This window comes from Weizmannia sp. FSL K6-0777 (genome assembly GCF_038593185.1).
In the GTDB taxonomy this organism is placed as follows: Bacteria; Bacillota; Bacilli; order Bacillales; family Bacillaceae_C; genus Weizmannia; species Weizmannia faecalis.
The window spans coordinates 2,992,010-3,018,910 of sequence record NZ_CP151971.1 but is presented as its reverse complement, the minus strand read 5'-3'; the positions used below and the strand labels follow the sequence as shown (position 1 = coordinate 3,018,910).

The following is a 26,901-nucleotide window of genomic DNA, read 5'->3' as shown; positions in this document are numbered from 1 at the left end:
GGTGATGCATATGAGTAACTTGATTAAAAGTTTGGAAGCCTCTTTATATCACGGTTTTATTAATGAGGCCCATGAACATGCAGGAAACTATCGTCCAAAATTATTAGTGAACCAATCGACGAAAAATGAAGACGTTTTAACGTCGATTCGAAATGAGATGGAGAACTGTAGATCATTTCTGTTTTCTGTTGCTTTTATTACAGAAAGTGGTTTGGCAACACTCAAGTCTCTTTTTCTAGACTTAAAGCAAAAAGGTGTGACAGGCAGGATTCTGACCTCAACTTATTTAATTTTCAATCACCCGAAAGTTTTTAGAGAATTAATGAAGATCACGAATGTTAGAGTGCGACTAGCAAGCGTGAAGGGGTTTCACGCAAAAGGATACATATTTGAACACGATGCTTATTATTCTTTAATTGTCGGAAGTTCCAATTTAACTGCACAGGCATTGCAAGTAAATTATGAATGGAACATAAAGCTCACTTCTCATGAAAACGGAGAAATTGTACATCACTTTAAAAATCAATTTGAAGAAGTATGGGCAAACTCTGAGATTCTAACAGAAGAATGGATCGAGCAATACGAAAAAACCTACGCTGAAGAGAAGAAAACAAATGAGCAAGTATATGATTTTCCAGTAGGCTATCAGACGAATCCGATTCAAGAAGCCTTAAAAATTCAACCAAACAAAATGCAAGATGCTGCTTTAAAGGAAATCCAGGCTTTACGAGATGAAGGAAAAAACAAAGGGCTTGTCATTTCTGCAACGGGTACAGGGAAAACCTATCTTTCTGCTTTTGACGTTCGCCGTTTTGCGCCAAAGAAAATGCTTTTTATTGTGCATCGTGAACAAATATTGCAAAAAGCGATGAAGGATTTCCAATTAATTTTAGGTGGATTGAGTCATGAGTTTGGTATTTTATCAGGAACATCGAAACAAACTGATGCTAAATATATATTTGCAACGATCCAGATGCTGTCGAAAGACGACACGTTATATCAATTTGCAACGGATGAGTTTGATTATATTTTGGTCGATGAAGTGCATAAAGCGGGGGCCATGTCGTACCGTAAAGTGATCAACTACTTTCAACCGAAATTTTTAATGGGCATGACCGCCACACCTGAGCGAACCGACGATTTTAACATCTATGAGTTATTTGACTACAACATTGCATATGAAATTCGCTTGCAAGAAGCATTAGAAGAAGATATGCTTTGTCCCTTCCATTATTTTGGGGTGAGAGATTTTCAGTATAATGGACAAACGATTGACGATGCGACAGCTTTGTCTCACTTGGTTGCGGATGAACGAGTAGATCATATTATCGATAAAATTACATACTATGGGTATTCTGGAGATAGCGTAAAAGGCTTGATGTTCTGCAGTCGGAAAAAGGAAGCGAAACATTTATCTGTACTTCTGAATGCACGTGGCTTGCGAACGGTAGCTTTAACAGGGGACGATTCCCAAGAAGAAAGGATACGTTGTGTCACCCAATTAGAAAACGGATTATTGGACTATATTTTAACTGTAGACATTTTCAACGAGGGTATTGATATTCCTTGTATCAATCAAATTGTGATGCTAAGGCAAACCCAATCGAGTATTATTTTTATTCAACAACTCGGGCGTGGTTTGCGAAAACATGATACAAAAGATTATGTGACGATTATAGATTTTATTGGAAATTACAAAAATAATTATCTCATTCCCATTGCCCTTTCTGGTGATCAATCGCAAAACAAAGACAATGTACGAAGGAGAATGGTGGATACAAGCTATATTAAGGGAGTATCTACGATTAATTTCGAGGCTGTGGCGAGGAAGCAAATTTTTAAAGCGATTAACAATTGCAAATTGAACGCTGCAAAGATTTTAAAAGAATCGTATATTGGACTGAAAAATAGGATTGGGCGTGTTCCATATTTATATGATTTTATCATCAATCATTCGATCGATCCGTGTGTCATCGTAGAAGCAAATAAAAATTACGATCTTTTCCTAAGAAAAATGCGGGAAAATAAGCCGGGTTTATCAACGTATGAAAATCAGGTCCTTACCATGCTGTCTTTAGAGATTTTAAATGGAAAAAGGAAGCACGAAATTATTTTGCTTGAACGACTGTTGGGACAAGGAACGGTGACAGAAGAGGAATATGTTGCGTATTTAAGGAAGAATGGCTGTATGACAGATGGTCGAACAATGGAGTCGATCCGTAGAATCTTTAATCTTCAGTTTTTCACTGAAGTTGACCGAAAGAAATATGGAAATCAGCCGATTGTGTTATTCGAAGTATAATGGACCCATAAAACTAGACACAAAATGAGGAGCTGTTAAAGTAGGTTTATGAGAAAAAGTTATACGCCTGAATTTAAAACTCAAGTCGTGCTAGAGGTCTTAAAAGAAGAAAAAACGATGAACGAAATTGCTTCTGCTCATGGAATCCATGTGAATCAAATTCGCCAATGGAGAAATGCTTTTCTTGAACAGATGCCAAAAGTCTTTGAAAAAGGCAACAAAAAAGTTGAAAAAATGAAAGCCGAGTATGAACAGACCATTGAAAGTCTCTATGCGGAAGTCGGCCGCCTAACCACGCAGTTGTCGTGGCTTAAAAAAAAATCTGGAATTAAGGAGTAGAGCAGAACGAGTTGAAATGGTCGACTGGGATGACGAAGCAAAACTGCCAATTTCCATCCAGGCCGATCTTTTGAGCCTGAACCGTTCAAGCCTGTACTACAAGCCAGTCGGGCCGTCTCCTGAAGAATTGTTTATCAAACATCGGATTGATGAAATCTACACCAAACATCCCTATTACGGCTCCAGGCGCATTGCTGCTTTACTGAATGCCGAAGGTTTGGTCATCAACCGAAAGGCTGTACAGCGCCACATGAGGGAAATGGGAATCGCCGGGATCACACCTGGTCCAAACCTGAGTAAGCGCAGTCTTGAACACCGAATATACCCGTACCTTCTTAGAAACTTGAAGATTACACACCCTAATCACGTGTGGGGTATTGACATTACTTATATCCGGCTTCAAAAAAGTTGGATGTACCTGGTGGCGCTCATTGACTGGTATTCCCGCTATGTCGTTAGCTGGGAGATAGACCAAACCCTTGAGATCGACTTTGTGCTGGAAGCAGTGAAACGGGCATTCTTAGTCGCCAGGCCAGAGATCTTAAACAGTGATCAGGGCAGCCATTTTACCAGTCCCAAATACACGGATCTGGTGCTTGAGAACACGATTAAAATCAGCATGGACGGCAAAAAAAGAGCCCTTGACAATATCATTACCGAAAGGCTTTGGCGAACCATCAAGTATGAGGAAGTATATTTAAAAGAATACAATTCCCCTAGAGAAGCAAGGAAAGAGATTGGTAACTTTATACAATTCTATAATCACGAAAGACTCCATCAGGCCCTGGGCTATAAGACTCCTGCCTCCGTTTATGGCCTTTGAGTGATTCATCCTTCGGGTAGAGGATACTTCTCCGGGGGTGTTGTGTCAAGGGTTCGGCAAAGCCCTCGCTACACTCGCCCTTGACACAACACCCCCGGAGAAGGAAAAATAAAGCAGGATGAATCACTCCAAAAAATGTGAACTGTCCACTAACTGCCTCCAATGAGCATCCTCACGCTCTATTAGTCAGTATCTGTTTTTCAGATTCTGACCCACCTTAAAAATTTTAAATTTGTGTCTTGACGATGGGGTCCACCTTAAAGAGAACCAATATAAATTCAATGCAGAAATACGCAATGGTGTAGCTGAACATCCCTATTTCAGGATGCTAGTTGAAGATGTGGTAATGACGGCAGAGGAAAAAAGCAAAGAATATGAATGTGGTCGGGCACTCAAGTTATATGAAAAATACACAAGAAAAGATGTCTGCAGGCTATTAAATTGGTCAAATGATGAGCACTCCACCATGTATGGATACAAGTCAAAGCATAACACCTGTCCGATCTTTGTTACTTATGATAAAAAAGAAGATGTGGATTCAAGTGTTAATTACGAAGATGAACTGCTGAATCCAGAAGTGCTGAAATGGTACACAAAAAGCAATCGCACATTGAAGTCACAAGAAGTAAAGTCCATTCTTGAGGCAGATCAAAATCATACGGACATCCATATTTTTATCAAGAAAAGTGATGATGAAGGAACAGGATTTTATTACTTAGGACGTGCACATCCTGATCAAAACACTGCCCATCAAACCGTTATGGCGAGGAAGAATCTTCCGGTTGTATGTATGAATATGATATTGGAACAAAGTGTGGAGGACGCATTATATCATTATCTTACGAGTAATATTGATGCGGATTAAAGAAAAGGAGAAATTATCAATGGCAAAATGGTGGATGATTAGAGCCAGAGACAACAATGAGCCCATGCCTTTGTGGAGAAAAGAGGGCATGCGTCAATTGGTTGGCCTCAGTTCGGCGACCCTCAAAAATTTTCGTTATAAGTCTGAGCTGCAACAACAAGCAGATAAAGTGTTTTATGAAAAAACTCACAATTGAGAGCAAGTTGGGTAAACCAAGTTTAGAGGTTTAGTAGAGAGATAGAGGAAGGTGACAGGGTTATTACCTATTCCAAGTGTTTCTGACATCCAAAAATAACCGAAAGTTGACGGTATTGCCTGTCCGGAATTTGACGAGTATAATGTCCTCGTATTTATTCTTGAGAAAGGAAAAGGACATCCCCCATGATGTATAACTGTACCATCAGCTATACGGGGAATGTCCCACCAAAAATAACGATTATGGTTATTGTATCAGATTATAAGCTAATTGAAAATACTCAACTTGGTGTTTTTGGTTAGGGGTGCGGAAAAAGTACCTTCCCCTTGTTGTGGTAAACATATGAAGGTTATTGGGACAAGAGATCGAAAAGCCATTGATAGATCTGGAAAGAAGCATATTTATAATATCAGACGTTTACAATGTGAACAATGTGGAAAGATTCATCACGAACTTCCAGAATTTCTGGTGCCTTATAAAAGATATAAATCGGAATGTATTGAAACGGTTTTGACTAATCGTTCCAATCATGATATTCCGGCAGATGAATCAACACTTTATCGTTGGATAGACTGGTTTTATTTTTATGTAGAATACTGGATCCATTGCCTTGTTTCCATTAAACATCAGACCAAACAAGATGGGGACGACCTGAAAGTTTTGCCCGAAACTTCGGGGACCGCACTCCAAAGATTAGGGCGATTGGTGGGCAATGCCTCCGGATGGCTGGCGCGTGTTGTCCGACCCGTTGTAAATTTTTATTTATGGGTACATACCCGTTCTGCATTCTTGTCCGGCGGGGGTTGATTTACACTCATGGTAGATAAATAGGAAAGGAGTCTATCATGAATGGATCACAAGAAAGCAGATGAAATGGCAGCCCAAAGGTTTCAACTCATTTCTCCATTATTGGCGGATGGATTGGATGCCGGAAAAGCGAAGGAATTAAAGGAACAAATTTGTAAGGCCTCCGGCCTTTCTGAAAGGACTATCAGGCGTTATTTAACGCAGTTTCGAAAAGAAGGATTTTCAGGATTGAAGCCCAAAGGAAAGCAGTCCCAAACCAAGCCTGAGGCAGTCCCGCCACATATCATAGAACAGGCCATTCTACTTAGAAGAGAGGCCCCCAGCCGAAGTGTTTCACAAATCATACAGATACTTGAATGGGAAGGTCTTGCAGAACCCGGGCAAATCAAACGTTCAACCCTTCAGGAAAAGCTATCAGAGAGAGGATACAGTTCCAGGCAGATGAGGCTTTATTCGCAATCAGGAGTGGCAGCCAGAAGGTTTCAAAAAAGACATCGGAATCAGCTTTGGCAGTCTGATATCAAATATGGCCCGTATTTACCGATTGGCCCAAATGGTGCCAAGAAGCAGGTATACTTGGTCGCCATTATTGATGATGCGACGAGGTATGTTTTACACGGTGAATTTTATCCGACACTTGATTCCCGGATTGTGGAGGATGCTTTTCGACAAGCAGTGCAAAAATATGGTGCTCCCGAAGCCGTTTACTTTGATAATGGCAAACAATACAGGACGAAATGGATGGGGAGAACCTGTTCAAAACTTGGAACCCGGCTGGTTTACGCGAAGCCATTTTCGCCAGAAAGCAAAGGCAAGGTTGAAAAATTCAACCGGCTCATTGATTCTTTTCTGGGGGAAGTCTCACTAGAAAAGCCGAAGACATTAGAACGGTTAAATGAACTGTTTCAAGTCTGGCTGACAGAGTGTTATCAGGAGAAGCCGCATTCTGCGCTTGGGGAAAAGATAAGCCCAAGATCGGCATTTAGGAGTGACAGAAAAGCACTTCGTTTCATTGAGCCAGATACGTTGGCGGATGCATTCCTGCATTGCGAAACACGCAAGGTAGATAAATCCGGCTGTATCAGTTTCATGGATCAAAAATACGAAGTAGGCCTGGCATTTATTGGGCAGAAAGTCGAAGTTATCTATGATCCTGCGGATCTGGAGGAACTCACCATTGAGTTTGAAGGGTATTCGCCATGGAAAGCTCATAAACTTGAAATTGGTGAAAGGTCAGGGAAAAGGCCACCCCTTCCTGATCATCTTCAGCCACAGGAAGCCGATTCATCAAGATTATTAAAAGCTGCGGAACAAAAGTATCAGGAACGACAGATGGAACAAACACCAGCCGTCTCCTTCCGGGCTGTATGGAAGGAGGACGGTGAGAATGTTTGAAGCCTTCTACGGTATGACTCATACGCCTTTTTCACGGGATATTCCGACTAAAAAGCTTTATGATTCTCCTATGATGCAGGAAATACTGGGGCGGTTAAAATATACGGCTGAAAGGCAGTTATTCGCGGTTTTAACAGGCGATTGTGGGACTGGGAAAACGACGACTATCCGTAAATTTGTTGACCGGCTTGATGATGGACAATATAAAGTACTGTACTTGTCTGATTCCAAATTAACGCCTCGGCATTTTTACAAAGGGTTGTTGGAACAACTCGGGTGCGAGTCTAAATTTTATAGAGGCGATGCAAAACGGCAGCTTCATCGGGAAATTGAGCTTATGAGAGGAATTCATGGTGTTCAGCCGGTAGTGGTCGTGGACGAGGCCCATCTTCTTGATCGGGAAATGTTGGAGGAAGTCAGATTCCTGCTGAACTTCAAAATGGATGCCCAAAGCCCTATGAGCCTGATTCTTGTCGGACAAAGTGAATTATGGGACCGCCTGCGCCTCCAATCCTTCACAGCAATCCGCCAAAGGATTGATATTCAATTCAAACTGGGGCATTACGACAGAGCTCAATCTGCAGAATATATTGCCATGCATTTACAATATTCAGGAGTAACTGAGCAAATTTTCACAGATGTAGCTTTAGATGAAATCCATCGTTTTTCCGGGGGAGCCGCAAGGATCATCAACAAGATTTGTACCCACTGTCTACTTTACGGAGCACAAAACAGGCATCGAATCATTGACGATCATATGGTAAAACGTGTGATTGAAGGGGAACTTTCGTGAAATGACAATGATTTAAATTTAAGTATTAAACTCATAGGGGAAGCCACAATAAAGCGCAAACTGGCTTCCCCCTTAATTGACAACAATTCCGTCAATTTCTGGACAAATAACACCGTCAATTTCCTGCCATTTTGGGGCGCCAGTAACATCCAAGGAAAAACGTGAGTACATGGTTGGTACTGTATTAACTCCTCATTTTTATGTTGCCAATAGTTTATTTGTTTAAACGGGGGGCTTTACGTCCTAATGTAGAAACAGTAGCAAAACGAAACTCCGTGAAATTACTTGACTTAGAGGCTTTAGTGCGGTTAATCATGTAATGGTATGATCACATGCCAAATGATGTAAGAGCATTGTTGCCTTTAAAGAGGGTGTATGTACCGGAAGTGGAGCTAGCTGGGAATCCTGCTTACGTATTTAAGCAGCTGGTAAAAGTGATTTAATATTTGCTCTCTCTTGTCCAATTTTCTTGAAAATCTGGTATAGTAGTGTCGCGCAACAAGCTAGGTGGGAGGTTGCTCATCTGGTTTTTTCCCTTGTCTTCAAGAGAATGGGATGAGCGAAATGGATATTCTCTTGCAGTTCTTGTTGTAGAAGCTGCCAAGGCGTTTGTGAATCAAACAATTGTCCTGGTATTTAGTAACCTGTCCGCAAAGAAACGCAAAAAAGAAGACCACCCGCAATGCGTCCAACAGAAACGGGAGGTCTTCTAAGAAGAAATAATACTTTTTAGGAGCAACCGCCCGCTTTGGACGAGTTGCACAAGCGGGGTGTTCGCAGCATCCCGCCTTTACCTTATTATATCCAATTCATTTAGCACTGAACAGGTTATTTTATCAGCTGCTATAACCGAATCCCCGTAACCTTGCTCTTCGGAATGGATGGGTCATGTTGTACGACAAATGCTATTTTAAAGCGGTTGACATATTCGGCTTCATGCGTTTTCGGGGTGAGGATGATCAGTTTTCGCTTGAGCTGTTCAACATAAAGATCAAAGACTTTTGATTTTCTTTGTTCGTCAAGGGCGCTGTCGAATTCGTCGAGCACGATGAAGCCGGGCGTGGTTTCCAGGTTTTGCAGAAGGGCGAGTGCAAACAGCAGGGAGCTGAGGGATTCTTCGCCGCCGGAAACGCCCTTGCCAACCCTGCCGCCGCGCGCTTTTACGCTAACATCTTCCATTGTGCCGCGGTGCCCTTCTTTACGCGCTTTGAGATATAAATGAAAGTGGGTGCGCCCTTTTTTATCTTCACGCGGCTCCCAGCTGATTTCACCTTGGAATTGGAAAGCAGCCATATAAACGGCAAACCGTTTGTTGATCTCCAGTACGCGCATATTGATGGTTGTTTCCAGGTCCTCTTTCAACTTTGCTGTTCTTTCCTTATCGTTTTCCAAAAGAATTTTTGACTGCTGATACTCAGTCTCCAGCCTTTCAAATTCTTCTTTTGCTTTCCGGTAATTGTCTTCAGCCGCAGGATCGATGCCTTCCTGGTGCCTGGCATTGTCAAACTTGACCATGCCATTTTCGAGCTGTTTATTTAACGCTACTTCTGAAGCATGTGTGCTCTTTTCAAAGCTGGCACTGAATTCGGCGTATAAATCCGGTGCCAGGTTTTGCATTTCCTGAATTTGCTGCATTGTTTTTACGAGTGCGGCCTGGTATGTTTCCAGCCGGTCCTGTTCCCGGTTTTGCTGCTTTTGTGTGCTGTCGGTATTTCGGTTGATGTCCTCTATCTGGTCGTTGGTTGTATCAAGCTTTCTCCCCAGTTTTCTGATCTGCTTTCCCTGTTCATCAATCTTTAACTCCAATTCTTCGCGGGCGGCGTTCAGGTGTTTGATTTCTTTCTTTTTTTCATTTTCCAGATCGCTAAGCTTGCGGAGCTGGTCAAATTTTTCTTTCCGCTTCCCAAGTTCTTTGTAAAACTCCAATTCCAGATTGATCACATGGCCAATTCATGTTGCTGCACTGCCTGAATTTGAAAAATATGATTCCTTTCCTCGTCCAGTTTTTGAATTGCCTGTCTGCATTGGGATTGGGCCGCTTTCGTTTCTTCTAATTTCTGCTTTCTCAATGCACGCTCATGTTTTTGTGTCATAAACGCTTCGGCTTCTTTCACTTTCTGAATCTCACTGTTTAAAATCTGAAACTGTTCGGTATCCGACTGAATTTTTTGCTCAAGCTTTGATGCCTTAATTTTCAGAGCGTCCAGCTGCTGTTTCACTTCTTGCAGGCGGATTTGGCGCGCTTTTTGGCTAAGAATGAAAGCTTCCTTTTCCTGCGGCCCGCGGATTCCCCTTTGATCAATTAAGCTGCTTTTTTCTATTTTTGGTTCTTCATCAGTAAAAAATTGTCTTACCCAATAAAGGGCTTTGGCGGCAAAACGAAATTGCGCTTCGATAGGCTTCGGTTGTGACAAACTGTTTCGGGTTGTAAGTGGCAATATCAAACGAACCATCACCCGCCATCAATTCCATTTGTCGGACAAACTTTATCATGATGAATTGTTCGTCTACAATTGATCATTTTTTATAATATGGTTTTCAAATTAAATTTATATAATACTCATTGTTATTGAGAAACTTTTTAAAGAAATCCTCTAATGAAGAAGCTATTTGAACATCAAAATAAAATATAGGATTATCTACTAATTCCAAGTCTATTGAAATATAGACATCCTCGTTTACTTCAAAAAAAATTAGCTTATTTTCATCATAAAGTTCATCTAAATTCGCTGCAAATTCAAAAATTCCTTCTCTTAATCTGAAATCTGCTACAGCCCCCGGCCCTAATATCCTATTTATCGCATTAGCACTTTGGCCTTTAATAAAACCATAACCCACTTCTAAATAAAATTGTTTTAAATCGCTTGGAAAACTTAAGTTTATTCTCTGCTCAGCGATTAAAATATCATTTTCCGTTACATTATAAATTTTATGCTCCTGCCTATTAATAAATTCAAAATTAGCCATTTTGATATTTTACCTCCTTGAAAACAGTTTTCCTGACGGCGCTCCCTTTCCATGTATGCCAGCTTGGTGTTCATCCGGATATTTTGCAGGATGAATATTCCACCACGCATGAGGGCCACCAAAGTTATTCTCAATGATATGATGAGCATCGTACGGTTGTCCAATATTTCGGACAACTTCACCATTCTTATCAATCACTTCCTCTTTATACCTTGGCCACTTCTGGTTGGTTTTTTCTTCCCATTCTGCAATCAATTTATCTTTCAGGCTCGATGTAAATTTACTTCTATGCTTTGCAGACTCTTTTGGTGTCAATTTTACATAGTTATTGTTTCTCAAGGCTTCTTTTATATGTTGAATTTGCTCTTTATTAACCTTCCGACCAGTTTTATCCTCTATATCTCTTAAATAAGCTTTCGCTAAGTCCTTATTCAGTGCAGCCTTATTCTCATTATTCCCCCATCTTTCCTCTGTTGCCCTCTGAATCCTAACCCCCAGCTCATCCATTACATTATACGGAATCTTGATTTTTCCGGCCCCGGCTGCTTCCAATGCAGGAACAAACCCTGTATTGACTTTCAGCCTCTCAGCCTTTTCTGCCAGCTTTCCGGCCTTGACAGCTTTCGTAGCTGTGCCCAGTTTGCTGAGGCCTTTGTCGCCAATAAGCGAGATTCCGATAGAAGTTAGCCCGTAGGTGAAAAATTCCGTCCGGCTTTTGGCATCGCCGTGGATGACATCCCGTTCAAAAGCATTTTGGACGGTCTGCCCCATATACTTTGCCATATCGATCGTTTTATGTGCGGTGCTGTTCAACGTTGCAATTGGAGAAGATTTAAGCTTGTTTCCATAATCAACAGCTTTCTTTCCAATTGAAGAATAAGTATTGTGATCTAAAGCGGATTTGCCTAATGATAGGAGACCATTGATCGTGTCACCGATAGCTTTTCCGGCACCATCATAAATTCCCTTCCAAATGTCAAGCAGGAGTGGATCGTCCGGGTTTTCTGAACCTGGAATGGCTTGTTTTGGGATTTCATCCACCAGTTCATAATGGGGCTGCTTGCTGTCGGGCTTGCGGTATTCCATCACCAGAATCCCGTCTTCATAGCGATGGAACTTGACGGAAAAGTGGCCTTCAAAGTCCTTGCCGTCAACAGTTTGAACCTGCTTCGCGCCGGCTTTTTGAAGGAGCCCGCCTTCCAGACTGCGATAGGCTTCTGTTGTGACAAACTGTTTCGGGTTGTAAGTGGCAATATCAAACGAACCGGCACCCGCCATCGATTCCATTTGCCGGACAAACTTTATCATCGTGTCTATGTCCTGGTCTAAAGCCTCAAGCGAACGGGTGGCTTTTGTGTCAAAGTCATACAGTTGTTCAAGCGTCTTGTTTGCTTTTTTATGCGCTTTCTGGATTGGATATAGTTTTTCATCAATGTCCAATGTCTTCAGTTCAGCAAGATCTGAAACTTTCCGCATTGCTTTATTGGCATCTTCCAGCAAATAGCCAATGGCGTTCTCCAGTTTTTTCAGTGCGGGGATGACGCTGTTCTGGATAAAAGCTTCCTCAATATAACCGTTCGGATCCGGTTCAAAGTATGACAAATCTTTAAGAATCTGGTTCAGCTGCCCGTTGTAGTCGGCTAAAAACGACTGCAGATACAGGAGAAACGGCTGGTGGAAATCCCGAAAATAGCCGCGTATCGCATTCCCGGCCTTGCCTTTAAACGCATCTTGCATGTCTACAAAATTATCGATTGAACAGCTTTTAAGCAACGGATTCATTTTATCTTACTTATTAATGGAATTGATTTTTGTTGTCCATAGCTCTATAATTTTTACCAGTTCTTTTGTTTCTATAATACATTCATCATCTTCATCACTATAATTATCTGTTATGTTTGTAAAATCTTTTTTTATTTCTAATGTACAATTATTTCCCGTGCATTCTTCATAAATCGATTCGTCATTTAAAACCCTGTATAACAAATCCAGCCAAGGCCTGCTATTACTTTGAACATCACCCATTAATAAAATCGCAACAGAAGAAATTTCATTTGGTACCTGTACTGTTAATCCCGTATTGCTTTTTTTAAATATAACTTTGTATTTCATTTTCACACTTCCCTAATATAATGGATACGCAGTTTTAATTTTACCTTGAGGATCTATTCTCATTTGTATTTTCATGCCACTTTTTAATGTACCTTCGTATAGATTATCTTTTATCAGTTTTTTATTATTGTAAGCTTCTTTTATCGCTTCGGTTACTTGAACTCTGTTCCAGTCTTTAGGAAAAAAGGTAGATGGTACTTTCTTATTCTTACCTTCAATCTCAACTATTGCACGATATACGCCATATTGATTTGGAGGGTCTGTCACTTCAACTATTTTTCCACCCATCATACTTTCATGGTGATAGCCTACAGCTTTTCTTTTTTTGTTAACTTCTCCGCGAAATATGTGTTCGAATGTGCCACTATTAAAAATTCCTGGTTTATCCCCTGACCATCTTTCCTTTGTCGCATGCTGTAGTCTAACCCCTAACTCATTCATCATATTATACGGAATCTTTACATGCCCTGTTCCGGCTGCTTCAAACGCAGGTGCAACCCCGATATTCCCTCTCAGATTCCCGGCGCTTTTTTCCGGCTCTTCGGCAACAGCTTTCGCAGGTGTACCAAGTTTGCTGAGTCCTTTGTCGCCAAACAGGGATATTCCGATTGTTCCAATGCCGTGAGTAAAAAACTCTGTCCGGCTTTCGGCATTGCCATTGACGACATCACGTTCGAAAGCATTCTTGACGGACTGACACATATATTTGGCCGTATCGATCCCCTTGTGGACACTGCTGTATAAGTATGCTTTTGGGGAAGGGGAAGAGACAAGGTGATCCGCGAATTCCGCGCCTTTATAGCCAATCATATATGCCATCTTTGGAATCTCCGCCACGGTTCCGATAATATCGCCGACCATTTCACCGGCGCCTTTATAAAATCCATTCCAAATATCCTATAAAGCGGATCATCCGGTTTTTTCTCTCTTGGAATCGCTTCTTTCGGGATTTCATCGACCAGTTCGTAATAAACCTGTTTGGATCCCTGCTTGCGGTATTCCATCACGGTGACCCCGTCTTCATACACGTGGAACTTGACGGACAAATGTCCGCCAAAGTCTTGAGCCCTCATCGTCTTAACCGGTTTTACACCAGCTTTCTGGATGAGCTCGCCTTCCAGACTTCGGTAGGCCTCGGTTGTGACAAACTGTTTCGGATTGTAGGTCGCAATATCCAGAGAACCATCACCCGCCATCAATTCCATCTGCCGGACAAATCGCTCCATGGTGTCCATGTCTTTATCAAGGGAATCTAGTGTACTGGCAGCCTTTGAGTCAAAGTCATACAAATGCTCAAGCGTTTTGTTTGCTTTTTTTCTAGCTTTCTGAATATAGTACAGCTTTTCTTCCACATCCAGTTTTGGAAGAGAGACGAGATCTGAAACTTTTCGCATCGCTGCATTGGCATCTTCAAGCAAATAGCCAACGGTGTTCTCCAAATTTCAGCGCGGAAATAACACCGTCCTGGATAAAAGCTTCCTGAATATAGCCGTTCGGGTCCGGTTCAAAAGCCGATAAATCTTTAAGAACCTTGTTCAGCTGTTCGTTGTATTCGGATAAAAACGACTGCAAGTACAAAAGAAACGGTTGGTGGAAATCCCGAAAATACCCACGCATGGCATTGCCAGCCTTGCCTTTAAACGCATCTTCCATGTTCACAAATGCATCAATTGCCTGCTGGAGGTCCGCGATTTGATCAGATTTTTCCTTTAAAGCACTTTGCGTATCCGTGACAACTTGTTCAAATAACTGCACATCAAGAATTTTCATTGTTTCACCTGCTCATCGCCTGGCTTTCAAAGCCCTTATCCAATTGTTCATCATATTCCTTCATGGCATGAACTGCTTTTTTGGCCGCTGCTTCATTTTTTAATGTAACGGTCTGATAGGCAGTGAGCAGGTTACCCAGCTTTTGATTCAAGTGGACAAGATGAAGGAGGGACGATAAATGATACGAACCACTGTCACCCATTGATTTTGAACTATCCAGGTTTTGCGCTTTTGAACGGATATTTGCGAGTGATTTTTCAACCGTGTCAAATTGAATTTTGACTTCCATCGTCACACCTCTTTTTTGCGCATTTTTACGATTTCTGTTTGAATGGCTTTCTCAATCTGGGTGTTTTCTGAGGCAAGCTGACTGATTTTCCCGTCCAACAGTTTAAGGGCCGTATTGATTTGCTTTTCAGTAGCTTTATAGCTTTCAAGGAGTTCGTTTTTTCTTACTATCTGGAACTGCTTCGCAAGCTGTCCCTGCCAAGTGGAGGTGGAAAGGGCGGGCTGGAGGCAGAGGTGTTCTTTCTCAGCCAGTGCGTACTTTGATTCCAAAAGCTCCTTTTTGCTTTTTTTCAGGCGTTCCAGTTCTTCCTGATTCCGTGACAGCTGCAAATTCATAAGCGGAATGGCACTCATATTCACACCCCAATTTCCGTAAAATTGATTTGGTTTTATCATCCAGCATAGTGGAAATATTGTCAATTTAGTGAATGGAAGCGCATAGATAAATGGAAGCAGAAGCTGAGGGGGCATTGCAGGAGTATGTGTTTATTCAGGGGATAAATTGAATCTTTTCAAGTAAATGTATTCTAAATTATGGTTACAAAATAGAATGCTGGTTTAGAAGGATAGGATTTTCAAGACTGTTATTTGGCAACTTTTCAACCATCGTGGTGCCTGGCATTCAAAACGAAGTGGTGGCCTTCATTTTTTAAAAATAGAAGACATATTTTGGGTTGTGCCAGGCACCCTGTGTCAGTTTTGCTTGGCTTTCAATGATATCAATCACTTGACTTAAATCTGAAACAATTTTATACGCATGCTTTTTTTATTTCTTCATTTGGTTTAATTTAAATCAGGAACAATAATGCAATCAATGCTCGCCCCAATTGCTGCCCTTAAGCCATTTAAGGAATCTTCTAAAACAAGCGAGGAGTCCGGCACTTCATTTGCCCGCTGACATGCGCCCAGAAAAATATCGGGATACGGCTTTCCCCGTTTTACTTCACTGCCACTCATATAAAAGTCAAAACGGTCTGTCAATCCTGCCAAAGATAAATTAGTTTGAATCGTATCGCGGCCTGCTGGAAGAGGCAATACATTTTTTTATTCCCTTTTTGTCCAGAAAATCCAATATGTCTTTTGCGCCTTTCTTAACTTGCAGTCCTTCTTCACGAAGTATTTGCGAAAACAATTGATAATAGTCTTCCAGAATGAGTTCCATTGAGAAGTCCTTGCCGTATAAACTTTTCATTACATCATCACACTCACGTTCATCCACACCGATAAACCGCTTATAATTTTCTAACGGGAAATCGCAACCCCATTTTTTCTCCATTACCTGCTTCATTGCCGAATAGTAAAGCCGCTCCGTATCAAACAGCAGCCCATCCATATCAAAGATTACAAGTTTTACATCTTTCAATTATCATTGTCCCCTTTCTTGTCCTCTTATCCTAACAGTATATGTAAAAAACAAACATTTATTCAAACAAATGCTTTTAAGGCAGCCGGTTGTTTGTTTTTTTCAACAAAGCCGAATTAACATTAACGTTTTGTATCTGTCATCAGACTCCATTTTTTCCTGAAAAACTGGTTAATTCCACTTTTATCATCTAAGGTTCCGGTTTTTCTTATTTATTCTTACTCACATTAAAATTGCTTACATATAAGAAATTATTTTAATATGTAATCAATAATTTACATCTCCTTGAAATCGTTGTCAACATTGTTATATCCCTTTTTTAAATTAATATAGCTTGCTTGATTGAATTTATAGTAGTATAGATTTATATTATATGTAATAACATATGGGAGGAAATGCCATGACAACCTATTCATTGGATGATTTATGCAGGCTGGTAGACCATACGAATCTTAAGCCTTATGCAACGAGGGAAGATATGCAAAAACTATGCGAGGAAGCAAAAGCTTATCATTTTAAAATGGTTGCAATTAACCAGACGCAGACCAAATTATGCGCCGGGATCCTAAAAGGCACGGATATTCACGTCGGAGCGGCGATTAGTTTTCCGCTTGGGCAAACTTCAATCGCATCAAAGGTATTTGAAACAAAAGACGCGATTGCAAATGGTGCGGATGAGATTGATTACGTGATCAACATTACCGAATTAAAAGCGAAAAACTATGATTATATTAAAGAGGAAATGGAACAAATTATATCAATTTGCCGCGAAAACGGTGTGTTATCCAAAGTCATTTTCGAGAATTGTTATTTAACGAAAAAAGAAATTGCGAAACTGGCAGAGATTGCAAAAGAAGTGAAACCTGATTTTATTAAGACTTCAACAGGTTTTGGTTCAGGAGGGGCAACCGCAGAAGATGTAAAATTAATGAAAAGTATTGTCGGCTCTGAAGTGAAAGTAAAAGCAGCCGGCGGAATTCGGGATGCCGGCACCTTCATCAGCATGATCGAAAACGGCGCAGAACGTATTGGATGCAGTGCAGGGGTTAAAATCATCGAATCCATAAAAAACCGGCTTGAACAGGAAGGAAAAGACAGTATTGAAATTTAACCAGTAAGCCGCCTGCAAATAAAATTGCAGGCGGCTTTGGTTCTTGGTGCAGAAGTTTAGAAGCCTGTATTTACATTTTTTACATTGTTCACTTCAAATATAAAGGAATTCAAGTCTCCCCGGTACTTTGAAATGGAATATTCAATCGGAATGTAATCCCCGGTGTAACCAATTGTATGAAAATAAAAGACGGGGTCATTGATGACAATATCCAACAAATCGCTTGTTGTTTCGTCCGCTTTAATCACATCCAATTTTCTTTTGACTGCGTTCACCTGCAGCCCTCTTTCCGCCAGCACGCCGTACAAACGCTGTTTTGTAAAATCATGTTCCAGAAAGTCGGGCAAACAATGCTGGGGCAGGTAAGTTGTAACGAGGACAATAGGGTCTTCCCCCGCATATCTTAACCGCACAAGTTTATATACTTTATCCCCTGCTTGAATATCAAGATTTCCGGCAATTTCTTCCGTTGCTGTGTCTATTTTGAAAGTCAGTACACGGGTTTTTGGCAGCAGCCCTTTTCGGCTCATTTCCGAATCATAACTTTCGATAATATGGGTAAATTCCTGGCTGATTTTTCTTTTTCTGACAATCGTACCTTTTCTTTTTTTCCTTTCGAGATATCCTTCATTCACCAGGCTTTGGATGGCCTGGCGCACTGTTGGCCTGCTGACTTGGTACACTTCTGCTAAATCGACTTCTTTCGGAATTAACTCATTTTCCTTATAGAAGCCGGAATTGATTTTTTCCAATAAATCTTCTTCAATTTGTTTATGCATCGGTTTGTGCCCATTCATGGCATGTCACCGCCTTTTCATCCATATATATGTAAATACATTTTTGCTATGTTCTATACATAATATAATAGACTTCGGCGGTGTTTTCAATTTTTTGCTTTAATTTTTACTGATATTTGCAGATGCATGGGCTTTTATAACCTCGATGAACCTCCAAGGCGACCATACTGAGTATTTTGTAGGGCTTTGCATATTTAGGATGATGACAGGCAACCCCAATTATTTCAATGCATCTTCTATTATTTTCTTTTCATGTTCTTCTACATCATTTACTATAATTCCACAAATCGTTTCATTGGTATCTATAGCAAATCCCACATTATCGTTTTGTACAATTGACACAATTTCGTTTTCCGAAAACGATATAAATATTTTATCAATCCCTATAAAAACGTTTAGTTGACCCTTTTCATCTAAATACGTTTCATTATTTAATTCGTCTACCTTAAAAATCGGTATCCCTTTATTCAAAGTTATACTTTTCATATTAAAATTAAAGTTCCCTGTTTTGTATACATTCTCACACAAAGTTAGTGTAATAGAACGAATATTACCTGTATATTTTCCTATTCCAATTTCAATTAAAGATTTCTTAAAATCACCAGTTCTCCAATATATTGTTGGTTCTTTTGATATATTCCATGTACCAAATTCAATATTAATTGGTGTATAAACATCATACTCAATATTTGTAGACTGTCCTTCCTTATATCCTATTACTTTTAACATAAACATGTCTCCTTCTAAGGTCTATATACAGCGTGCTTTATGACTGGTAGTAATCCTTCTCCGCGTGGTTTACTAAATATTAGTTCCCAATTACCTGTATTCATAATTTCATCATACTTAACGCCTTCTTTAACTGCATCTTTAACAGAGCTTTGGAAACTGGATAATAAAGTTTGACTATTTATTGGCATACCATGTGTTGTTGCTTCTCTTGTTATATACTCGACCATGTGTTTTGTTCCATTTGGGTGTACCCAGAACTTTTCACCATCTACTACTAATTCGAATGATTTTGGTATTTTTGTACCTTCATAAAGCGGTTGGGTGATTCTTATGTTTTCCCATACTGTGCCATCACCTATGTCTTTACCAGCATCCTTGTTCCCCGTCCATCTTTCTTCTGCCGCCTTCTGAATCCTAACACCCAGGTTATCCATCACATTATACGGAATCTTTGCTGGCTCTGCTCCGGCAGCTTCAAGTGCAGGCGTAACCCCGGTATTGACCCTCAGCTTCTCGGCCTTTTCAGCCAGTCTCCCGGCATTCATCGCTTTTCCGGCAGTGCTAATTTTACTAATGCCTTTGTCTCCGAGAGCAGAGAGCCCGATAAAAACAAAAGCATAGGTGAAGAATGCTGTCCGGCTTTTGGCATCTCCGTTGATGACGTCCCGTTCAAAAGCATTTTTGACTGCCATCCCCATATACTTTGCCATGTCAATCGTTCGGGATGCTGTGCTTTTCAAAGTTTCTTCCGGGGAAGAGATGAGCTGATTCACGTATTTCGCGCCATTATAACCCATTGAGATATAGGTTCTTGGATTGAGGAGTGTTTCCAGGCCTTCGATCGTGTCACCGACTGCTTTTCCGGAGCCTTCATAAATGCCATTCCAAATATCCATATAAAGCGGATCATCCGGTTTTTTCTCTCTTGGAATCGCTTCTTTCGGGATTTCATCGACCAGTTCGTAATAAACCTGTTTGGATCCCTGTTTGCGGTATTCCATCACGGTGACCCCGTCTTCATACACGTGGAACTTGACGGACAAATGTCCGCCAAAGTCTTGAGCCCTCATCGTCTTAACCGGTTTTACACCAGCTTTCTGGATGAGCTCGCCTTCCAGACTTCGGTAGGCCTCGGTTGTGACAAACTGTTTCGGATTGTAGGTCGCAATATCCAGAGAACCATCACCCGCCATCAATTCCATCTGCCGGACAAATCGCTCCATGGTGTCCATGTCTTTATCAAGGGAATCTAGTGTACTGGCAGCCTTTGAGTCAAAGTCATACAAATGCTCAAGCGTTTTGTTTGCTTTTTTTCTAGCTTTCTGAATATAGTACAGCTTTTCTTCCACATCCAGTTTTGGAAGAGAGACGAGATCTGAAACTTTTCGCATCGCTGCATTGGCATCTTCAAGCAAATAGCCAACGGTGTTCTCCAGCTTTTTCAGCGCGGAAATAACACCGTCCTGGATAAAAGCTTCCTGAATATAGCCGTTCGGGTCCGGTTCAAAAGCCGATAAATCTTTAAGAACCTTGTTCAGCTGTTCGTTGTATTCGGATAAAAACGACTGCAAGTACAAAAGAAACGGCTGGTGAAAATCCCGAAAATAGCCGCGTATCGCATTCCCGGCCTTGCCTTTAAACGCATCCTCCATGTTTACAAAAGAGTCGATTGCCTGCTGGAGGTCCGAAATTTGATCGGATTTCTCCTTTAATGCCCTTTGTGTGTCCGGGGCGACTTGTTCAAACGCTTCGATATCAAGGGTTTTCATGGCTTCACCTGCTCATCGCCCGGCCTTCAAAGCCTTTTTCCAATTGTTCATCGTATTCTTTCATGGCATGAACGGCTTTTTGCGCTGCGGCTTCATTTTTTGAAGTAACGGCCTGATATGCAGTGAGCAGGCCCTCCAGTTTCTGATTCAAATAGGCAAGCTGCTGAAGGGAAGATAAAGGGTACGAACCCATGCCATCCATTGAAATGTCCAGGTTTTGTGCTTGTGAGTGGATTTTTGCAAGCGACTTTTCAACTGATCCGAATTGGATTTTGACTTCCATCTTCACACCCCTTTTTTGTACATTTTTACCATTTCGGCTCGAATGGCTGTTTCAATTTGGTTGTTTTGGGTGGTAAGCTTACTGATTTTTTCGTCTAGCAGTTGAAGGGCCGTATTGATTTGCTTTTCCGTTGCGTTAAAGCTTTCAAGCAGTTCGTTTTTTCGGACTAACTGGAACTGCTTCGCCAACTGCCCCTCCCAAGTTGAGGCGGACAGGGCGGGCTGAAGAGCGTGCTTTTCTTTCTCCGCCAGTGCGTGCTTCGATTCTAGCAGTGCCTGTTTGCTTTTTTTCAGGCGTTCCAATTCTTCCTGGTTTTGTGAGCGTTGAAAATTCAAGAGCGAAATGATACTCATGTTTACCCCCGGATTTCGTAATATTTTGGTTTTATTATCCAAGGTTACGGAAACGTTGTCAATTTGGTGAATGGCGGCATATAGGTGAATAGAAGGAGGGGATAGAAGAAAAATACACTTACTTGGGGGCAAATTTGAATCTTTTTTAGTAAAAACTACCAAATTAAGGAAATAAAATAGGTCTTTCGATGGAGATTTCCGGAATGGTTATTTTTCAACCTTACACCCATCATGGTACTCCCCCCGCTAGTGATCAAGCGTTTTGTCGAAATATTGTGCTATTTCTAGTGGGATACAGGGGCAGCAGAAAAACAAAAACCTTGAAAGGCATTTAACGGCTCTAATCAATCACTTTATATTTTAGGAATATCAACCACTTTTCCTGGTGATTTGTTAATGAGTATATCAGGAATATCTGGATGGTTATTTTTCAACTTATACTTTTGAATTTTTGTTAGCTCAGGATTGAAAGAAATATTTTGATACTTAAATTCAAAATTAATAAGTTTATTATAAATCTTATTCAAAAAGGACTTCCATTCCTTTAATGAAGAACTTGAAAATTCATCTGGATTTTCTAACATACGATATCCGTCTGCAAAATAAAACATTAGTAAACCTGTTCCTAAATCACAATTCTCATTCTCTAGAATAACCGTTGGGATATCAAATCCATTATTCCAATTATAATTTGCAGCAAAGTAATGAAGTAATAAAGAGTTGTTTATGTTTGCTAACTGACTGATTACGTAGCTTTTATCTGTCTTATAAAGTAACTTTTCGAGAAAAATAATATCTTTCTTCTCCATAGATTTTTACCTCCTTACCTAAAATCATTAACTTGTAAATTATCAACACTTTGATTTTTTAACCGCTCATCGCTCAGCCTTGGAAGCCTGCTACCAATCGTTTATCCTCTTCCTTCATGACATGAACAGCCTTTTTGAATCAGATTTCATACTCAATATTCATAAATGGTTTGCTTTTATTATCTTGCGTTGTGGGAACGTCGTCAATTTTGTGAACATTGGTAAGTAAATATGATGGAACCTTTAAAGGGCTGGCAAAACGATAACGGAGCCATATATCTTAATGCGAGAGAGGTTGCTGCAATGAATGCAGCAGGGGAACAAATCGGCGTGAAAGATCAACATTTGCTTGTAAGCGCAGAAGAAAAAGGGGCACCTGCTTCATTTTTGCTTGCGCGTGAAAGATCAACATTTGCTTAGAAGTGTAGTAACTTGGTCTGAGGCAAATGCATTCGGGATCCCGAAGTCCGGATCAAATCAGCTGTTTATAGTAACAACAATGAATTGATGTACAATATACTTTCGCTGTCATTTGCATTTTCATTGGGAACACCTGGATTCGGTTTTAATATCTTATATTTACATAAAACATAAAAAATTATAAAATATTGATATGATGAAGGAAGGAGGAGTTATATTGAAAAAATTATTTGTATTATTAAGCTGTTTTCTGATTCTTGCGCTCGCATTAGTTGGATGTGGAAAAACAAAAGTGGATTTCACCACAAAACAGTTTGAAACTGCTCTCAATAAAGGGGAAAACGTAGAAGGGAAAACAGTTTCAGTTAAAGTGAACAAAATTGTGCCCAATAGCCTATTCGGTTACAATATTGAAGCCGGAAAACATTTGAACTTTGTATCAAATGATAATCCTGATGTCAAAAAAGGGGAAACGGTAATATTGAAGGTTAAACAAGTAAAAAGCACACTCGGTTCGTATATTATTTATTACGAGAAAAAGTAAGTTGAATAACCTAAAAACGCATCTCACCAGAGAGGTCAGATGCGTTTGCCATACAATATTTCTTACATGACCGTCCTGACCAATATTTTTGCTTGGTTTTTATCTTCAATTAATTGGTTGAAGCCTCTATCAAGGGTGTGTTGATGATTTCAATGAAAAACCTTATTCTCGTTAGAAACAAGGAGGGTATAAAAAAATGAGACCCACTACCCAACTGAAAAGAACGGTTGAATGGACTATAGACAATAAAAAGTTAAAAATTATAAATGTTCCATACGAAAAACTGCCGGTTGATGGAGAGATCTTTTACGACGCTGATGTATCTATTCGGATAATGATGTTAAAAGATCTAATGTTGGCAGATCGTATTCCTCCTATTGTTGACTATGAAATCGTCAAAGACTTTCCTGTTTAATATTACACATATTAGATATCCACATGAATCACTTATGAAATATTTTGTAAGTGATTTTTTATTTTTACTCTCAATCTGTGCCTAAAATTTTCATTTACTGCCAAATAGATCGCCTAATTGGAATATCCACCAAATATAACCCATTCCTCATTAGGTGATCTAATGAAAAGATTTTGATAGCCCCCCGAAGGAACGAATTGGAAATGAAGGCCGGCCGTCATCCGGAAATTTTCCGGGGGACAGGGAGCGAGTGAAAACGCCAAAGGATCAATTGTAAGTGCGATTGCTGAATGGAGCAGCGGGTATGAAAGCTGGTGGGCTCCGCTAACACGAAGAGGCGTAATAACGATTTGCGGTTTGCCTTCCTTTTTTGCAGGGTACGAAATGAATGAGGAGTGATGATCCAATGCAAAGAGTGGAGGCAGATATGAATGAGTAGTGAACGGAAACCGGGCCAAAATGAGAAGGATCGCCAACTGGAACAGTTTCGCTCCATTGATGAAGGAAAACCAATGACGACAAACGAAGGGTTAAAACTTTCAGAAGATGAATTTTCTCTGAAAGCGGGCGAACGCGGCCCGACTTTGATGGAGGATTTCCATTTTCGTGAAAAAATTACCCACTTTGACCATGAACGGATTCCTGAACGTGTTGTCCATGCAAGAGGGTATGCTGCACATGGCGAATTTCAGGTTTACGAATCCATGAAACCTTATACAAAAGCGAAATTTTTGCAGGATCCTGCTGTAAAGACGCCTGTTTTTGTGCGCTTTTCGACAGTTGCCGGTTCGCGGGGGTCGGCAGATACCGTCCGGGATGTGCGCGGATTTGCAGTAAAGTTTTACACGGAAGAAGGAAACTATGACCTTGTCGGAAACAATATTCCGGTTTTCTTTATCCAGGATGCCATTAAATTCCCGGATTTGGTGCATTCCTTTAAACCTGAGCCCCATAACGAAATTCCACAGGCCCAAACGGCACATGATACGTTTTGGGATTTCGTTGTGAACAACCAGGAATCTGCCCATATGGTGATGTGGCATATGTCGGACAGGGCGATTCCGAGAAGCTTCCGGATGATGGAGGGTTTTGGCGTCCATACATTCCGGTTTGTAAACGAAGAAGGAAAGGCCCACTTTGTTAAATTCCATTGGAAGCCAAAGCTTGGTGTCCATTCGCTGGTATGGGACGAAGCCCAAAAAATTGCCGGGAAGGACCCGGATTTTCATCGCCGCGATTTGTACGAAGCCATTGAGATGGGGAATTATCCGGAATGGGAACTCGGTGTCCAGATGATTCCAGAGGAAGATGAATTTAATTTTGACTTTGATATCCTCGACCCGACGAAAATCTGGCCAGAAGAAGAGATCCCGGTGAAGATTATCGGGAAAATGACGTTAAATCGCAATGTCGATAATGTTTTTGCTGAAACTGAGCAGGTTGCCTTCCATCCGGGCAATGTGGTACCAGGAATTGATTTTACCAATGACCCGCTGCTGCAGGGCCGCTTGTTCTCATACACGGATACGCAGCTGATCCGCCTGGGCGGGCCGAACTTCCATGAGCTTCCGATTAACCGGCCGGTGTGCCCTTTCCATAATAACCAGCGCGACGGATATGGCCGCCAGACAATCAATGTTGGCCAGGTCAGCTATCATAGGAATTCGCTTGCAAATAATACCCCGTCTGTTTCCAGCGCACAGGAGGGCGGTTATGCACATTACCAGGAAAAAGTGGAAGGCCGTAAAGTGCGAAACCGCAGCAAGAGTTTCAAGGATCATTTTTCACAAGCCATCCTGTTTTGGAACAGCATGGGGGAACCGGAGAAACAGCATATTATCCAGGCCTTCAGCTTTGAACTCGGCAAAGTAAAAAGCAAGTCGATCAAGCAAAAGGCAGTCGATATGTTTGCCAATGTCAGCACCAATCTTGCGAGTGCGATCGCAAATGCAATTGGCGTGAATCCACCTAAACAAGCAGAGAATACAAAACTGGAAAAGTCTTCTCCGACGCTCAGCATGCTGAACACGGTTATGCTGCCTGATACACGTAAAGTCGGCGTGATTCTTGGTAACCAATTTAATGGACCTAAAGTGGCAGCAGTCGTGAAGGGCTTGCAGGCTGCAGGCGTCCTGCCCGTCATCATCAGTGATAAATTAGGAGATTTAAAAGGTACAGACGGGGCTGTTTTTGAGGCAACAGAAACGTTCCTGACAAGCAGTTCTGTTTTATTTGATGCGATTTATGCAGCAGGTGGGCAAGGGTCAACGCCTGCATTTGAAAAAAATGCCGCGCAATTTATTCATGAGGCTTTTATGCATTATAAAACCATTGGCGCCACTTTTGACGGCGTTGTATTCTTGGAAAAAGGAAATCTGTTAAACCAGGCGGGAGTAGTCACGGGAGAAGATCCCCGGCAATTTACAGAAGAATTTGTGAAGGCAATTGCAGCTGACCGCCATTGGGACAGACATTTGATATGATTTTAAGATAGCAGGGAGCGGCGGATTCTCCCTGTTTTTTTGCATCTAATAGATTGGGTGAATGTTTAGATTTTAGTTCTTTCCGAGGCTGCCAAGACTTTTGTAAACCGGATCAACGTCTTGGCTTTTCATAAGCTCTCCGCAAAGAAACGCAAAAAGAAGACCATCCGCAACGTTAACGGGCGCTATGTGAAGGAAGGCCTTTATTTTTGCTTGCTTTCTTAACATAGACGCGTTCTATGTGAAGGAAGCCCATCAATTTTCCATGCTTCCTTAACGTAGGCGGGCGCTATGTGAAGGAAGGGAGTCAATTTTCCGTGCTTTCTTAACCTAGGGCTTGCTGCCGCTTAAATATGTTTCACGTGCCTGGCACTACCTGAAGTTTATCGAAAATCCCTAAAGGGAAGCGTAACTGCTCAGGTTGCGTTCCCCTTTCCTTATTAGATAGCCGATCACTTCAACCGTATCCCCGTCACCTTGCTCTTCGGGATCGCCGGGTCATGCTGGACGACAAAAGCTTTTTTGAACCGATTGATGTATTCATCTTCGTGTGATTTTGGTGTCAGGATGATCAGTTTTCGGTGCAGCTGTTCGACGTACAGGTCAAACACTTTTGATTTTCTTTGTTCATCCAGGGCGCTGTCGAATTCGTCGAGTACGATAAAGCCGGGGGTTGTTTACAGGTTTTGCAGCAAGGCAAGGGCAAACAGCAGGGAGCTGAGAGATTCCTCGCCGCCGGATACACCTTTGCCAACTCTGCCACCGCGCGCTTTTACACTGACATCTTCCATTGTGCCGCGGTGCCCTTCCTTTCGTGCTTTGATATATAGATCAAAATGGGTGCGCCTGTTTTTATCTTCCCGCTGCGCCCAGCTGATTTCACCCTGAAACTGGTAGGCGGCCATGTACACGGCGAATCGTTTGTTGATCTCGAGAACGCGCATATTGATGGTTGTTTCCAGATCTTCTTTTAATGCTGCTGTTCTTTGTTTGTTGTGTTCCAACAGGATTTTTGATTCCTGGTATTCTTTTTCCAGCCTTTCATATTCTTCTTTTTTTTCCGCAGCAATTCTTGTTAAAATAGCGCGGTTTTCCACAATCCATAATGTTTCGGCTTCTGATGAATGGCTGACTTCATAAAGGGATAAGTTCGTCACGGCATGAA

The 26,901-nt window shown here is 41.2% G+C and carries 27 protein-coding genes and 3 pseudogenes; 12 read left to right on the top strand and 18 right to left on the bottom strand.

Annotation, left to right across the window (positions count from 1 at the left end; genetic code table 11):
• Window positions 1-10: 10 nt before the first annotated feature.
• The 8 genes and pseudogenes from NST70_RS14505 to NST70_RS14470 all read left to right on the top strand — a co-directional run.
• Window positions 11-2,287, top strand: a pseudogene (locus NST70_RS14505) (DUF3427 domain-containing protein); the annotation flags it as partial.
• Between the two features lie 63 nt (window positions 2,288-2,350).
• Window positions 2,351-3,464, top strand: a protein-coding gene (locus NST70_RS14500) for an IS3 family transposase (RefSeq protein WP_179234616.1) whose coding sequence is annotated in 2 segments (ribosomal slippage) — window positions 2,351-2,616 and window positions 2,615-3,464 — 1,116 coding nt in all. Because the reading frame shifts where the segments join, the coding sequence is not laid out codon by codon here.
• A gap of 232 nt (window positions 3,465-3,696) precedes the next feature.
• The gene (locus NST70_RS14495) at window positions 3,697-4,329 is read left to right on the top strand and encodes a DUF3427 domain-containing protein (protein ID WP_235601859.1); all 633 of its coding nucleotides are present in this window, start codon (window positions 3,697-3,699) and stop codon (window positions 4,327-4,329) included.
• Between the two features lie 19 nt (window positions 4,330-4,348).
• Entirely contained in the window at window positions 4,349-4,525 is a 177-nt protein-coding gene (locus tag NST70_RS14490; RefSeq protein WP_018664344.1) for a hypothetical protein, read from the top strand.
• 288 nt (window positions 4,526-4,813) lie between these two features.
• Window positions 4,814-5,332: a DUF6431 domain-containing protein gene (locus NST70_RS14485; RefSeq protein WP_225620988.1), complete on the top strand. Its 519-nt coding sequence runs from the start codon at window positions 4,814-4,816 to the stop codon at window positions 5,330-5,332.
• Between the two features lie 42 nt (window positions 5,333-5,374).
• Window positions 5,375-6,727, top strand: coding sequence for a DDE-type integrase/transposase/recombinase (locus NST70_RS14480; protein WP_014096191.1), 1,353 nt, complete (start codon window positions 5,375-5,377; stop codon window positions 6,725-6,727).
• Window positions 6,720-7,520, top strand: coding sequence for an AAA family ATPase (locus NST70_RS14475; protein ID WP_168985736.1), 801 nt, complete (start codon window positions 6,720-6,722; stop codon window positions 7,518-7,520). Before NST70_RS14480 ends, NST70_RS14475 begins: the two co-directional genes overlap by 8 nt.
• A gap of 205 nt (window positions 7,521-7,725) precedes the next feature.
• A pseudogene (locus NST70_RS14470) lies at window positions 7,726-7,963 on the top strand (hypothetical protein); the annotation flags it as partial.
• A gap of 400 nt (window positions 7,964-8,363) precedes the next feature.
• Here NST70_RS14470 and NST70_RS14465 read toward each other — a convergent pair.
• From NST70_RS14465 to NST70_RS14415, 11 genes are all read right to left on the bottom strand, one after another.
• Window positions 8,364-9,461, bottom strand: a complete 1,098-nt coding sequence (locus tag NST70_RS14465; RefSeq protein WP_026684922.1) for a hypothetical protein — start codon at window positions 9,459-9,461, stop codon at window positions 8,364-8,366.
• On the bottom strand, window positions 9,458-9,973 hold the full coding sequence (locus tag NST70_RS14460) for a hypothetical protein (protein ID WP_235601860.1): 516 nt from the start codon (window positions 9,971-9,973) through the stop codon (window positions 9,458-9,460). The genes NST70_RS14465 and NST70_RS14460 overlap by 4 nt, the downstream gene beginning before the upstream one ends.
• Window positions 9,974-10,058: 85 nt before the next feature.
• Entirely contained in the window at window positions 10,059-10,487 is a 429-nt protein-coding gene (locus NST70_RS14455) for an SMI1/KNR4 family protein (protein ID WP_026684924.1), read from the bottom strand.
• Window positions 10,488-10,496: 9 nt separating this feature from the next.
• Window positions 10,497-12,269, bottom strand: a complete 1,773-nt coding sequence (locus tag NST70_RS14450) for a T7SS effector LXG polymorphic toxin (RefSeq protein WP_026684925.1) — start codon at window positions 12,267-12,269, stop codon at window positions 10,497-10,499.
• Between the two features lie 6 nt (window positions 12,270-12,275).
• Window positions 12,276-12,599 carry a hypothetical protein gene (locus NST70_RS14445; protein WP_026684926.1) on the bottom strand — a complete coding sequence of 108 codons (324 nt, stop codon included), beginning with the start codon at window positions 12,597-12,599 and terminating at the stop codon, window positions 12,276-12,278.
• 12 nt (window positions 12,600-12,611) lie between these two features.
• The gene (locus NST70_RS14440; RefSeq protein ID WP_061565102.1) at window positions 12,612-13,460 is read right to left on the bottom strand and encodes an EndoU domain-containing protein; all 849 of its coding nucleotides are present in this window, start codon (window positions 13,458-13,460) and stop codon (window positions 12,612-12,614) included.
• On the bottom strand, window positions 13,406-13,993 hold the full coding sequence (locus NST70_RS14435; protein ID WP_342475396.1) for a T7SS effector LXG polymorphic toxin: 588 nt from the start codon (window positions 13,991-13,993) through the stop codon (window positions 13,406-13,408). Before NST70_RS14435 ends, NST70_RS14440 begins: the two co-directional genes overlap by 55 nt.
• A 16-nt stretch (window positions 13,994-14,009) precedes the next feature.
• Entirely contained in the window at window positions 14,010-14,369 is a 360-nt protein-coding gene (locus tag NST70_RS14430) for a T7SS effector LXG polymorphic toxin (protein WP_061565514.1), read from the bottom strand.
• A gap of 4 nt (window positions 14,370-14,373) precedes the next feature.
• Complete coding sequence (locus tag NST70_RS14425) at window positions 14,374-14,658, bottom strand: DUF5344 family protein (protein ID WP_026684963.1); 285 nt, start codon at window positions 14,656-14,658, stop codon at window positions 14,374-14,376.
• 2 nt (window positions 14,659-14,660) lie between these two features.
• The gene (locus NST70_RS14420; RefSeq protein ID WP_026684962.1) at window positions 14,661-15,011 is read right to left on the bottom strand and encodes a DUF5082 family protein; all 351 of its coding nucleotides are present in this window, start codon (window positions 15,009-15,011) and stop codon (window positions 14,661-14,663) included.
• A gap of 643 nt (window positions 15,012-15,654) precedes the next feature.
• On the bottom strand, window positions 15,655-16,020 hold the full coding sequence (locus NST70_RS14415; protein WP_026684960.1) for an HAD family phosphatase: 366 nt from the start codon (window positions 16,018-16,020) through the stop codon (window positions 15,655-15,657).
• Between the two features lie 400 nt (window positions 16,021-16,420).
• Between NST70_RS14415 and deoC the strand changes: the two genes are divergently transcribed.
• Window positions 16,421-17,131, top strand: a complete 711-nt coding sequence (gene deoC / locus NST70_RS14410; RefSeq protein WP_026684959.1) for a deoxyribose-phosphate aldolase — start codon at window positions 16,421-16,423, stop codon at window positions 17,129-17,131.
• 56 nt (window positions 17,132-17,187) lie between these two features.
• On the opposite strand, the gene NST70_RS14405 is transcribed toward deoC, so the two are convergent.
• The 6 genes from NST70_RS14405 to NST70_RS14380 all read right to left on the bottom strand — a co-directional run bounded on the left by NST70_RS14405 (window position 17,188) and on the right by NST70_RS14380 (window position 21,874).
• Entirely contained in the window at window positions 17,188-17,928 is a 741-nt protein-coding gene (locus NST70_RS14405; protein ID WP_026684958.1) for a GntR family transcriptional regulator, read from the bottom strand.
• A gap of 219 nt (window positions 17,929-18,147) precedes the next feature.
• Window positions 18,148-18,657, bottom strand: a complete 510-nt coding sequence (locus tag NST70_RS14400) for a hypothetical protein (protein WP_018665406.1) — start codon at window positions 18,655-18,657, stop codon at window positions 18,148-18,150.
• Between the two features lie 14 nt (window positions 18,658-18,671).
• Entirely contained in the window at window positions 18,672-20,429 is a 1,758-nt protein-coding gene (locus tag NST70_RS14395) for an LXG domain-containing protein (RefSeq protein ID WP_342475395.1), read from the bottom strand.
• A 4-nt stretch (window positions 20,430-20,433) separates the two neighbouring features.
• Complete coding sequence (locus NST70_RS14390; protein ID WP_014097099.1) at window positions 20,434-20,712, bottom strand: DUF5344 family protein; 279 nt, start codon at window positions 20,710-20,712, stop codon at window positions 20,434-20,436.
• A gap of 2 nt (window positions 20,713-20,714) precedes the next feature.
• On the bottom strand, window positions 20,715-21,065 hold the full coding sequence (locus NST70_RS14385; protein ID WP_014097100.1) for a DUF5082 family protein: 351 nt from the start codon (window positions 21,063-21,065) through the stop codon (window positions 20,715-20,717).
• A 353-nt stretch (window positions 21,066-21,418) separates the two neighbouring features.
• Window positions 21,419-21,874, bottom strand: a complete 456-nt coding sequence (locus NST70_RS14380; protein WP_026684291.1) for a DUF4274 domain-containing protein — start codon at window positions 21,872-21,874, stop codon at window positions 21,419-21,421.
• 637 nt (window positions 21,875-22,511) lie between these two features.
• Between NST70_RS14380 and NST70_RS14375 the strand changes: the two genes are divergently transcribed.
• The 3 genes from NST70_RS14375 to NST70_RS14365 all read left to right on the top strand — a co-directional run bounded on the left by NST70_RS14375 (window position 22,512) and on the right by NST70_RS14365 (window position 25,736).
• The gene (locus NST70_RS14375) at window positions 22,512-22,838 is read left to right on the top strand and encodes a hypothetical protein (RefSeq protein WP_342475394.1); all 327 of its coding nucleotides are present in this window, start codon (window positions 22,512-22,514) and stop codon (window positions 22,836-22,838) included.
• Window positions 22,839-23,034: 196 nt separating this feature from the next.
• Window positions 23,035-23,253 carry a hypothetical protein gene (locus NST70_RS14370; RefSeq protein WP_014097104.1) on the top strand — a complete coding sequence of 73 codons (219 nt, stop codon included), beginning with the start codon at window positions 23,035-23,037 and terminating at the stop codon, window positions 23,251-23,253.
• Between the two features lie 431 nt (window positions 23,254-23,684).
• Window positions 23,685-25,736, top strand: a complete 2,052-nt coding sequence (locus NST70_RS14365) for a catalase (protein WP_342475393.1) — start codon at window positions 23,685-23,687, stop codon at window positions 25,734-25,736.
• A 452-nt stretch (window positions 25,737-26,188) separates the two neighbouring features.
• On the opposite strand, the pseudogene NST70_RS14360 reads toward NST70_RS14365, so the two are convergent.
• Window positions 26,189-26,791, bottom strand: a pseudogene (locus tag NST70_RS14360) (chromosome segregation protein SMC); the annotation flags it as partial.
• Between the last annotated feature and the right edge of the window lie 110 nt (window positions 26,792-26,901).

Bases quoted from the DNA above. Each gene is read 5' to 3' on its own strand.
- NST70_RS14490 (WP_018664344.1), top strand. From the start codon at position 4,349: ATGGCAAAATGGTGGATGATTAGAGCCAGAGACAACAATGAGCCCATG.
- NST70_RS14480 (WP_014096191.1), top strand. From the start codon at position 5,375: ATGGATCACAAGAAAGCAGATGAAATGGCAGCCCAAAGGTTTCAACTC.
- NST70_RS14475 (WP_168985736.1), top strand. From the start codon at position 6,720: ATGTTTGAAGCCTTCTACGGTATGACTCATACGCCTTTTTCACGGGAT.
- NST70_RS14460 (WP_235601860.1), bottom strand. From the start codon at position 9,973: ATGGTTCGTTTGATATTGCCACTTACAACCCGAAACAGTTTGTCACAA.
- NST70_RS14455 (WP_026684924.1), bottom strand. From the start codon at position 10,487: ATGGCTAATTTTGAATTTATTAATAGGCAGGAGCATAAAATTTATAAT.
- NST70_RS14450 (WP_026684925.1), bottom strand. From the start codon at position 12,269: ATGAATCCGTTGCTTAAAAGCTGTTCAATCGATAATTTTGTAGACATG.
- NST70_RS14445 (WP_026684926.1), bottom strand. From the start codon at position 12,599: ATGAAATACAAAGTTATATTTAAAAAAAGCAATACGGGATTAACAGTA.
- NST70_RS14440 (WP_061565102.1), bottom strand. From the start codon at position 13,460: ATGGTCGGCGATATTATCGGAACCGTGGCGGAGATTCCAAAGATGGCA.
- NST70_RS14435 (WP_342475396.1), bottom strand. From the start codon at position 13,993: ATGCGAAAAGTTTCAGATCTCGTCTCTCTTCCAAAACTGGATGTGGAA.
- NST70_RS14430 (WP_061565514.1), bottom strand. From the start codon at position 14,369: ATGAAAATTCTTGATGTGCAGTTATTTGAACAAGTTGTCACGGATACG.
- NST70_RS14425 (WP_026684963.1), bottom strand. From the start codon at position 14,658: ATGGAAGTCAAAATTCAATTTGACACGGTTGAAAAATCACTCGCAAAT.
- NST70_RS14420 (WP_026684962.1), bottom strand. From the start codon at position 15,011: ATGAGTGCCATTCCGCTTATGAATTTGCAGCTGTCACGGAATCAGGAA.
- deoC (WP_026684959.1), top strand. From the start codon at position 16,421: ATGACAACCTATTCATTGGATGATTTATGCAGGCTGGTAGACCATACG.
- NST70_RS14405 (WP_026684958.1), bottom strand. From the start codon at position 17,928: ATGAATGGGCACAAACCGATGCATAAACAAATTGAAGAAGATTTATTG.
- NST70_RS14400 (WP_018665406.1), bottom strand. From the start codon at position 18,657: ATGTTAAAAGTAATAGGATATAAGGAAGGACAGTCTACAAATATTGAG.
- NST70_RS14395 (WP_342475395.1), bottom strand. From the start codon at position 20,429: ATGAAAACCCTTGATATCGAAGCGTTTGAACAAGTCGCCCCGGACACA.
- NST70_RS14390 (WP_014097099.1), bottom strand. From the start codon at position 20,712: ATGGAAGTCAAAATCCAATTCGGATCAGTTGAAAAGTCGCTTGCAAAA.
- NST70_RS14385 (WP_014097100.1), bottom strand. From the start codon at position 21,065: ATGAGTATCATTTCGCTCTTGAATTTTCAACGCTCACAAAACCAGGAA.
- NST70_RS14380 (WP_026684291.1), bottom strand. From the start codon at position 21,874: ATGGAGAAGAAAGATATTATTTTTCTCGAAAAGTTACTTTATAAGACA.
- NST70_RS14370 (WP_014097104.1), top strand. From the start codon at position 23,035: ATGAGACCCACTACCCAACTGAAAAGAACGGTTGAATGGACTATAGAC.
- NST70_RS14365 (WP_342475393.1), top strand. From the start codon at position 23,685: ATGAGTAGTGAACGGAAACCGGGCCAAAATGAGAAGGATCGCCAACTG.